General features: G+C 66.5%; 8 protein-coding genes and 1 pseudogene. 6 read left to right on the top strand and 3 right to left on the bottom strand.

The features are described 5' to 3' along the window. Positions 1-463: ABC transporter ATP-binding protein (locus AC1VAN_RS04350; protein WP_480985331.1), on the bottom strand; the 463-nt coding region annotated here is incomplete at its 3' end. Further along, positions 463-1,986 (bottom strand): annotated as a pseudogene (locus AC1VAN_RS04345) (alpha/beta hydrolase); the annotation flags it as partial. The gene AC1VAN_RS04350 and the pseudogene AC1VAN_RS04345, both read right to left, overlap by 1 nt. A 271-nt stretch (positions 1,987-2,257) precedes the next feature. Here AC1VAN_RS04345 and AC1VAN_RS04340 point away from each other — a divergent pair. The 4 genes from AC1VAN_RS04340 to AC1VAN_RS04325 all read left to right on the top strand — a co-directional run bounded on the left by AC1VAN_RS04340 (position 2,258) and on the right by AC1VAN_RS04325 (position 5,906). Beyond that, positions 2,258-2,743 (top strand): DUF1203 domain-containing protein, encoded by a 486-nt coding sequence (locus tag AC1VAN_RS04340; protein WP_312965074.1) that lies wholly within the window; start codon positions 2,258-2,260, stop codon positions 2,741-2,743. A 236-nt stretch (positions 2,744-2,979) separates the two neighbouring features. Then, on the top strand, positions 2,980-4,149 hold the full coding sequence (locus AC1VAN_RS04335; protein ID WP_480985330.1) for a lytic polysaccharide monooxygenase: 1,170 nt from the start codon (positions 2,980-2,982) through the stop codon (positions 4,147-4,149). Between the two features lie 215 nt (positions 4,150-4,364). Continuing rightward, positions 4,365-5,537, top strand: coding sequence for a lytic polysaccharide monooxygenase (locus AC1VAN_RS04330; protein WP_280884149.1), 1,173 nt, complete (start codon positions 4,365-4,367; stop codon positions 5,535-5,537). Positions 5,538-5,624: 87 nt separating this feature from the next. Then, positions 5,625-5,906 carry a DUF1883 domain-containing protein gene (locus AC1VAN_RS04325; RefSeq protein ID WP_025877572.1) on the top strand — a complete coding sequence of 94 codons (282 nt, stop codon included), beginning with the start codon at positions 5,625-5,627 and terminating at the stop codon, positions 5,904-5,906. A 17-nt stretch (positions 5,907-5,923) separates the two neighbouring features. Here the strand turns inward: AC1VAN_RS04325 and AC1VAN_RS04320 are convergent, their stop codons facing one another. Continuing rightward, positions 5,924-6,673, bottom strand: a complete 750-nt coding sequence (locus AC1VAN_RS04320) for a ferredoxin--NADP reductase (RefSeq protein WP_080149594.1) — start codon at positions 6,671-6,673, stop codon at positions 5,924-5,926. Positions 6,674-6,757: 84 nt separating this feature from the next. On the opposite strand from AC1VAN_RS04320, the gene AC1VAN_RS04315 reads away from it, so the two are divergent. Next, positions 6,758-7,726, top strand: coding sequence for an ABC transporter ATP-binding protein (locus tag AC1VAN_RS04315; protein ID WP_051501690.1), 969 nt, complete (start codon positions 6,758-6,760; stop codon positions 7,724-7,726). After that, positions 7,723-8,523 carry an ABC transporter permease gene (locus tag AC1VAN_RS04310; RefSeq protein WP_088101854.1) on the top strand — a complete coding sequence of 267 codons (801 nt, stop codon included), beginning with the start codon at positions 7,723-7,725 and terminating at the stop codon, positions 8,521-8,523. Before AC1VAN_RS04315 ends, AC1VAN_RS04310 begins: the two co-directional genes overlap by 4 nt. Positions 8,524-9,050: the final 527 nt, after the last annotated feature.

Raw genomic sequence — 9,050 nt, 5'->3', positions numbered from 1 at the left:
GGTCGTGCACCAATGCGCGGGCAATGGCGGTCTTGGTGCGCTGGCCCTGTGAGAAGCCATCGGTCTGCCGATCGAGGATGTCGGCCATGTCCAGCGCATGCGACAGCACCTCGATGCGTTCGCGGATGCGCGACGCCGACAGGCCATGCAGCTCGCCGAAGTAGGCGATGTTCTCGCGTGCGGTCAGCCGCTTGTAGACGCCACGTGCATCCGGCAGCACGCCGAGGTGGCGACGCACTTCCACCGGATCGCGGGCCGCGTCGATGCCATCGACGGTGATGCTGCCTTCATCGGGCGTCATCAGCGTGTACAGCATGCGCATGGTGGTGGTCTTGCCGGCGCCGTTCGGCCCGAGCAGGCCGGTGATGCGGCCATCCTCGGCGCGGAAGCCGACATCGGCCACCGCCTGGATGCGACCGGTGCGGGTATTGAAGGCCTTGTGCAGGTTGTCGGCGACGATMATGGGGCCCATCCGTTGAACGAGGTGAACGCCGGCACGTAGCTCAGCGTGTCCAGGCAGCTGGCATCCAGCGCCTTGGCATCGGTGGTGTCGATGAACTGGCCGAGCAGGCGTGGCATGCAGCCGGCGGTGAGGGTGCCGTGGCCTTGGCCGCGGGCAACCAGCGCGCGTCCCTTCGGCAGGCCCTTGAGCACCTGCTCGGCGTAACGCGGCGGCGTCACCGGGTCCAGTTCGCCGGACAGCAGCAGCACTGGCAGGTCGCTGTGCAGCGGCACTGCCGCAGCCGCCGCAGCCGGTTGGTGCGGCCACACCGGGCAGGCGGCGAAGAACGCGCGCGCCACTTCCGGGCCGACCAGGCTGTCGCTGCTTTCGACCGGCGCCTGGTAGCGCGGAGCRTCTTCGCTGCAGATCACCGACCACTGCATGCCRCGGTTGATCTGGAAATCCATGCTGCGGGTCGCACCGCGCGCCAGCGACGCCAGTGGTGCATAGCGACCCTGTGCCGCTTCATCCAGCACCAGCGGCAACAGCGAGGAGTACTGCGGTACGTAGGAGAAGGCGAACGCCAGGCCGACCACGCTGTCCGGGGTCAGCACGTCCTGCCGCGGTGCGTTGGTGCCGGGGTCGCGGTAGTCGACCGTGACCGGCGCGCGGCGCAGGGTTTCCACCACGCTGCGCAGCTGCGCACGGGTGTCGACCGGGAAGCGCTTGCTGCAGACAGCATCCTTGCGGCACTGCTCGGACTGCAGGGTGATCGCGTTGTCGAAGGTCGTGGCGAAATCGCCGCCGACCACCAGCTCGTTCGGTACCACGCCATCGATCACGATGCTGCGGGTGTGCTGCGGGTACGCGGCCGCGTAGCGCTGGGCAACGCGGGTGCCGTACGAGCCACCGACCAGGTTCAGCGTGTTGGCGCCCAGCGCCTGGCGTACCGCGTCCAGATCGGCGATGGCTTCGGCGGTGGTATAGAAGCGCGGATCGGCACGGCCCTTCAGCGACGCAGCGCAGCGCTCCGCGTACTCGCGCAGCAGCGCCTCGCTGGGCGCAGCGTCTTCATCCATCGGCAGCTCCTTGCCGTCCGCGCCCAGGCAGCTGAGCGGATTGGAGCCGCCGGTACCGCGCTGGTCGATCAGGAAAATGTCGCGCTGCTTGCGCACCTGGCGCAGTGCCGTATCGACGATGACGGCCACCTCGCTGGCCGCCTGGCCAGGCCCGCCGGCCAGGAAGAACACCGGGTCCGGCAGGCCCGAACCGCTGTTGCCCGACTCCAGCCAGGCCACGCGCAGATCGATCCTGCGGCCATCCGGCCTGCTCCGGTCTTCGGGCACCTGGAACGTCGCGCACTGCGCCTCGACGTTGGCATTGGCGCCTTCGGTGGCCAGCGTGCAGGGGCGGAAATCGATCTGGCCGTAGCGGCGGCTGGGTGTATCGCCCGCGCCGTCGGACCCTGCCTGCGGCGGTGCACTGCAGCCGGCAATCAGCATGCTGGCCAGCAACCCGGCCCGCGCGAAATGGTGTCTTTGCATCGTGCGTGATTCCCCTGGGGATATTCCTGTCCACCACGACGGTGTGCCGCGGCAGATGTGACCAATCGAATGTGACCCAACTTACACGCGCCGGACGCTGGCGGCGACAGGCGGATGTCCTGGGCCGGCGTCGGCACGGCCACCAGACGGTTGCGACCCTCGGCCTTTGCCCGGTACAGGGCGGTATCGGCCAGCGCGATCAGGTGGCGGAAAATGGCGAGCAGGCGGCCCGTGGCGCCGGCAGAATGCGCGCAGAACCAGGAGACACTCCATGCATCCGTGGCAACTCAGTGGCATCGACCACCAGCCGTTCGAGACGCTTTTCGAATCCAGCGATGATGCGCTGGCCGCGCGGGGAATCGTGCGCCGGCGCGCCGGCGACAGCGGCGGCTACCCCTGCAGGGTCAGCCTGACCGACGCGCCTGCCGGTGCAGAACTGCTTCTGCTGCCCTACACACACCTGGCCACGCATTCGCCATACCGCGCCTCGGGCCCGATCTTCGTGCAGCGCGGTGCAACCCGCTGCGTGCTGCCAGCAGGCGTGGTACCTGCCTACGTGCAGCGGCGGCTGATCTCGGTGCGCGCCTATGACAGCGCGGACTTCATGCTGAGCGGCCTGGTCTGCCAGGGCACCGAGGTTGCCACGCACCTGGACCGGCTGTTCGCCGATACAACGGTGGCCTTTGTGCAGCTGCACAACGCAGGACATGGATGCTTTTCGTGCCAGGTGGATCGGGTCGGCCACCCGCGGCAATGACGTTGCACGGGAACGTGATCGTCGCCGCGCCGCAGGCGTGACCGCCAGCGTGTTCGTTCAGTGTGGCGTGAAGCCTGCGGGAAGGGCTTCACACACGTAGTCACGGATCGGCATTGACGTGGTTTCCCACTGCGTGTTGCAGCTCGATACTCGCGACGGTACCGCTCATCGTCCGTCGCGCGATACGGCGTGGGTGCTGCGGTCACCGCTCCCTTCGACGACCACAAGGATGCGCCATGTCTCTGCGATACACCCCATTGCTGTTGGCCACCGTCTTCGTTGGCGTCGGTGTTGGCGTTGCCGGCAACGCCGCTGCACACGGCACGATGATCACCCCGGTCAGCCGCGTCTATGCCTGCTTCCAGGGCAACCCGGAGAACCCCACCAACCCGGCCTGCGCGGCCGCCAAGGCAGTGGCCGGCTCGCAGGCGTTCTACGACTGGAACGGCATCAACCAGGCCAACGCCAACGGCAACCACCAGGCCGTGGTGCCCGACGGCAAGCTGTGCAGCGGCAACAACCCGACCTTCCGCGGCCTGGACCTGGAGCGCAGCGACTGGCAGACCACACCGATCCAGCCCGATGCGAACGGCAGGTTCACCTTCGTGTTCAAGGCGACCGCCCCGCAYGCYACGCGYGACTGGAAGTTCTTCGTCACCCGCGCCGGYTGGCARCCGGGCAGCCCRCYGCGCTGGGCCGACCTGCAGGAATTCTGCTCGCTGGGCAAYACGCCGCTGTCGGCCGATGGCACCTACAAGCTGCAGTGCACGCTGCCGCAGCGCAGCGGCCAGCATGTGATCTACAACACCTGGCAGCGCGCCGATTCCACCGAAGCGTTCTATACCTGCATGGACGTGCGCTTTGAAGGCGGCGGCGGTACCACGCCGGTGCCGCAGTGGCAGGATGCCGGGCCGGTGACTGCACGTACCGAGCTGCCGGTGGGCACCACCCTGGCGCTGCGTGTGTTCAATGCCAACGGCAACGACGTGGAACGCGTGGAAGCCACCTTGGCCGCAGGCCAGAACACGCCGGCGCAGTGGCCGTTGGCGCTTGCGCGCAAGGTCAACGCCAGTGCCCAGCATGCGCGCGTCGGCGTACTCAGCAACGGCGCGATCACGCCCACTGCCTCGGCCACCGACAACCGCGTGTACCTGAAGGATGGCAATCGCTTCCAGCTGGACACCAAGGTGCCAGATCCGGGTACACCGTCACCCGGCGGTGATTTCGACCATGTGTATCCGGCCGGTATCGGCAGCTACGTGCCCGGGCAGACCGTGGTGAAGAGCAGCGACGGCAAGCTGTACGCCTGCCGCCCGTTCCCGGAAGGCGCGTGGTGCAACGTCAATGCCGAGGCGTACCGGCCGGGTGTGGGTTCGGCCTGGCGCGATGCCTGGGTGCCGTACTGAGTGACTGAGTGACTGAGCGGGGGCGGCGCGCGTGTGCCGCCCCGCTTCTGCAATGGGGCAGAGGCAGGCCTGCGGGTCCGGCTTGAAGTGTTAACCCGTTCGCGCAGGCACTGCACATCCCGTCGCAGCCTGCAGCTTTTCGGAATCGTTGAATGGTTGGCGCTGTGCATCGTGTGGAGACTCGCTGGACCTTCCACCGTCCACAGGACCCCATCATGCAACCGCTCAATCGACTTGCTCTCGCGGTGGCTGCCATCGCCAGCCTGGGCGCCTCTGCCAGCGCGCTGGCACACGGCACCATGTCCAAACCCACCAGCCGGGTGTACGCCTGCTACCAGGGCAATCCAGAGCAGCCGACCAACCCCGCCTGTGCTGCGGCCAAGGACATCGGCGGCGCACAGCCCTTCTACGACTGGGCCGGCATCAACCAGGCCAATGCCAATGGCAACCACCAGGCAGTCGTTCCCGACGGCGAGCTGTGCAGCGGTGGCAACAGCAAGTACCGCGGCCTGGATCTGGACCGGTCCGATTGGTCGACCACGCCGATCCGCGCCGATGGCAACGGCCGTTACACCTTTGAATTTCTTGCTTCTGCCCCGCATGCCACCCGCGAATGGAAGTTCTACGTCACCCGCGATGGCTGGCAGCCGGGCAGCCCGCTGCGCTGGGCCGACCTGCAGGAGTTCTGCACGCTGGGCGACGTCCCGTTGTCCGCGGGCGGTGTCTACAAGCTGGACTGCCCACTGCCCCAGCGCAGCGGCCAGCACCTGATCTACAACACCTGGCAGCGCTCGGATTCGGCCGAGGCCTTCTATACCTGCATGGACGTGCGTTTCGAGGGAGGCGGTGGCGTCGAGCCGCCACCGCAATGGCAGGATGCCGGTCCGGTCACCGCCCGCGGCGCGCTGGAAGTGGGCACCACCCTGACCCTGCGCGTGTTCAACGCCCAAGGCAACGATCTGGAGCGCCCGGAGATCACCCTGGCCGCCGGCCAGACTGCGGCGAACCAGTGGCCGCTGGCTCTGGCCCATGCGGTCAACGCCAGTGCACAGCAGGCGCGCGTTGGTGTGATGGACAATGGTGTGATCAGGCCGATCGCCTCGGCCACCGAGAACCGCGTCTATCTGAAGCCGGGTCATCGGTTCCAGCTCGACACGCGCGTTCCGGATCCGGTCGATCCTGTGGATCCACCGCCGGGTGGCGACTACGACTTCGTGTACCCGGCCGGACTTGGCAGCTACAAGCCCGGCGAGACCGTGGTGAAGGGCACCGACGGCAAGCTGTACGCCTGCCGCCCGTTCCCGGAAGGCGCGTGGTGCAACGTCAACGCCGAGGCCTACCGGCCGGGCGTGGGTTCGGCCTGGCGCGATGCGTGGGTGCCGTACTGACCGGGTAGGAGCCGGAGGCAGCCGCTGGCTGCCTCCACTGATCACCGCGGCCTGCACTCGCAACGGCCATCCAGAGGGCAGAAGCAGATGAACTACCTGAAATGGGATCTTGGAATCCTGCAGGCGGGTGACGTGATTGAAATCACTCTGACCCGCGCCGCCAACGTGCGCTTGATGACACCAAGCAATCTGGCCAGTTACCGGAATGGGCGAAGGCATCAGTTCCACGGCGGGCTGGTCAGCACGTCACCCTTCCACCTCACGGTGCCCTCTTCGGGCCCATGGCATCTGACCATAGACATGGCCGGACTGGCGGGCAGCACCCAAGCCTCGGTGCAGGTGCTGCCGCGCCCCTTGCCACCTGCCTGATCCCGGCGGCAGCGGTCTTATTTGCTGCTGACGTACTTCTCGCGGCGGATCTGCGGATTACCCAGGCCCGCCGCCTTCAGCGCTTCGGCGCAGGCGTCGACCATGTCCGGGTTGCCGCACAGGTAGGCGATGTCGGTGGCCGGGTCCGGCGTGAACGCCGCCAGCGCCTGCTGCACATAGCCATGGTGTACGTCCGGGTGCGGCTCGGCCGGCAGTTCCCGCGACAGGCAAGGCACATAACGGAAGTTCGGGTGCTTTTCGGCGAAGCTGTAGAAGTCTTCGCTGTACAGCAGTTCCCCCGGGCTGCGTGCGCCCTGCAACAGGACCACCTGCACGCCACGCTCGGCCATCGCCGTTGCCAGCAACGGCAGCATCGAGCGGTACGGGGTGACGCCGGTACCGGTGGCGATCAGCAGGTAGCGGCCGTTGTGGTCGCCCGGGTTCAGGCAGAACCGACCGTAGGGACCGGACGCGCTGACCTGGCCGCCGATGTCCAGCGCCTCGAACAGCGCCGTGGCGGCGCCACCGGGTACGAAGCTGACCGCGATATCCACCGCCTCGCCTGGCCCCAGCGCGTGGTCGTGGATGGTCGCCAGCGAATAGCTGCGCTTGGTTTCGGTGCCATCGGCGTAGCTGAAATGGACCTGGATGAACTGGCCGGGCTGGAAATCCAGCGGCTGGCCGTCGTCACGCACGAACTGGTAATGGCCGATGGAGGGCGCCAGCATGCGGCGGTCGACCAGTTTGATGGGGAATTGGACAGGCACGACTTTTCGGGACAGTGTGTAGCCGGGGCAAGCCCTCGGGGTCTTCTATAATAGACCTTCCCCGCCCCTCTCCAGCGCCAGCCCATGGGCGCGAAGGCATCGAGCTTGGCTTCCCTGAACGATACGGCGCCCGCCCTGCGCGTGCGCGACCTGCGTAAAACCTATGACAACGGCACCCAGGCCCTGAAAGGGGTCTCGCTGGAAGTGGCCCCGGGCGACTTCTTCGCCCTGCTGGGCCCGAACGGTGCCGGCAAGTCCACCCTGATCGGCATCATCAGTTCCCTGGTCAACCTCAGCGAGGGCCAGGTGGAAGTGTTCGGCAGCGACCTGGTGCGCAACCGCAGCGCGACCATGCGCCTGATCGGACTCGTGCCGCAGGAGATCAACTTCAACCTGTTTGAAAAGCCCTTCGACATCCTGGTGAACTACGCCGGCTTCTACGGCGTGCCGCGCGCCGAAGCCGAGCAGATGGCCGAAGTCGAGCTCAAGCGCGCCCACCTGTGGGAGAAGGCGCAGGTGATGAGCCGCACCCTGTCCGGCGGCATGAAGCGCCGGCTGATGATCGCCCGCGCGATGATGACCCGGCCGCGCCTGCTGATCCTGGACGAACCGACCGCTGGCGTGGACATCGAGATCCGCCGCGACATGTGGCGGGTGCTGAAGGAGATCAACGCCGCCGGCACCACGATCATCCTCACCACCCACTACCTGGAAGAGGCCGAGCACCTGTGCCGCAACCTGGCCATCATCGACCACGGCCAGATCGTCACCCAGGGCCCGATGCGCGAACTGCTGGCCAAGCTTGACGTGGAAGGCTTCCTGCTGGACATCGACGGCACCCTGCCCGCCCAGTTGCCGGTGATCGAGGGGGCAACCCTGACCGCCACCGACGGCCATACGCTGGACATCGACATGCCACGTGCGATGGACCTCAACCGCGTGTTCGAGGCACTGAACGCGGCGGGCATCCGCGTGCGCTCGATGCGTACCAAGAGCAACCGCCTGGAGGAACTGTTCGTGCGCCTCACCGGCAACCAGGAGACGTCCGCATGAGCAGCACCCCGACCCCGGTCCTGACCGACGGCCAGCGCAACCGCATCGCACTGATGACCATCGTGCGCCGCGAAGTCGCCCGCATCATGCGCATCTGGGGCCAGACCCTGGTACCGCCGGCGATCACCATGACCCTGTACTTCCTGATCTTCGGCGGCCTGATCGGTTCGCGCGTGGGTGACATGGGCGGCTACACCTACATGCAGTTCATCGTGCCGGGCCTGGTGATGATGAGCGTGATCCAGAACAGCTACGGCAACATCAGCTCCTCGTTCTTCGGCGCCAAGTTCGGCCGCCACGTGGAAGAGCTGCTGGTCAGCCCGATGCCGAACTGGGTGATCCTGTGGGGCTACGTGGCCGGTGCGGTGCTGCGTGGCCTGATGGTGGGCGTGATCGTGCTGATCATCGCGATGTTCTTCACTCCGGTGCGCATCCCGCATCCGCTGGTGACGCTGACCACGGTGATCCTGGGCGCGACGATCTTCTCGCTGGCCGGCTTCATCAACGCGGTGTATGCGAAGAAGTTCGATGACGTGGCGATCGTGCCGACCTTCATCCTGACTCCGCTGACCTACCTGGGCGGCGTSTTCTATTCGGTGAAGCTGCTGCCGCCATGGGCGGAGGCGGCCACGCACGCGAACCCGATCTTCTACATGGTCAACGCGTTCCGCTATGGCCTGCTGGGCAGCAGCGATGTGCCGGTGGTGGTGGCGTATGCGCTGATGATCGGTTTCGTGGTGGTGCTGACGGCGCTGGCGCTGTGGTTGTTGCGCCGTGGCGTGGGAATGCGCAGCTGAGGATGTTCTGCAGGGCCTGCGACCCTGCACCCGCACTGGTAGTGCCGGCCGCTGGCCGGCAACAGCAACAGCAACAGCAACGTCAACGTCAACGTCAAAAACGAGATATCCGTGGGATGGCGGGATGGTGTCGGGTTGCGGGGACGCCGCAAGTACGTCCKTGTAGGCTTGGCCGCGCCATCCATGGCGCGGACACCCCCGCGAGCCCACCCCGCCCGACCCCTGACGGTTTCCGTGTGCGTCCACCACGGAAAACAAAGAAGAAAATCAAAAGCAACAGCGGGTCGCTTCGCTCGTTCCTCGCGATCATCTTTCCGATGGATCCATATCCATCAGCTCACAAACGAAAAGAGCCGAGCAGATGCTCGGCCCCATCGCGAATGTTTCATCCACGCATGGCGTGGATCTACTGTGTCGACCAGGGTCGACACCCACCAACAGCAGCACGGACGCCGTTCCGACAGCAGCGGAAAACTGTCGAAGGCGGGGTGGTGTCGGGTTGCGGGGTGTCCGCGCCATGGATGGCG

This window comes from Stenotrophomonas sp. 05L44_2, from assembly GCF_056665995.1.
This window is presented reverse-complemented; position numbering and strand designations above follow the sequence as displayed.

Bases quoted from the DNA above. Each gene is read 5' to 3' on its own strand.
- AC1VAN_RS04315 (WP_051501690.1), top strand. From the start codon at position 6,758: ATGGGCGCGAAGGCATCGAGCTTGGCTTCCCTGAACGATACGGCGCCC.
- AC1VAN_RS04325 (WP_025877572.1), top strand. From the start codon at position 5,625: ATGAACTACCTGAAATGGGATCTTGGAATCCTGCAGGCGGGTGACGTG.
- AC1VAN_RS04330 (WP_280884149.1), top strand. From the start codon at position 4,365: ATGCAACCGCTCAATCGACTTGCTCTCGCGGTGGCTGCCATCGCCAGC.
- AC1VAN_RS04340 (WP_312965074.1), top strand. From the start codon at position 2,258: ATGCATCCGTGGCAACTCAGTGGCATCGACCACCAGCCGTTCGAGACG.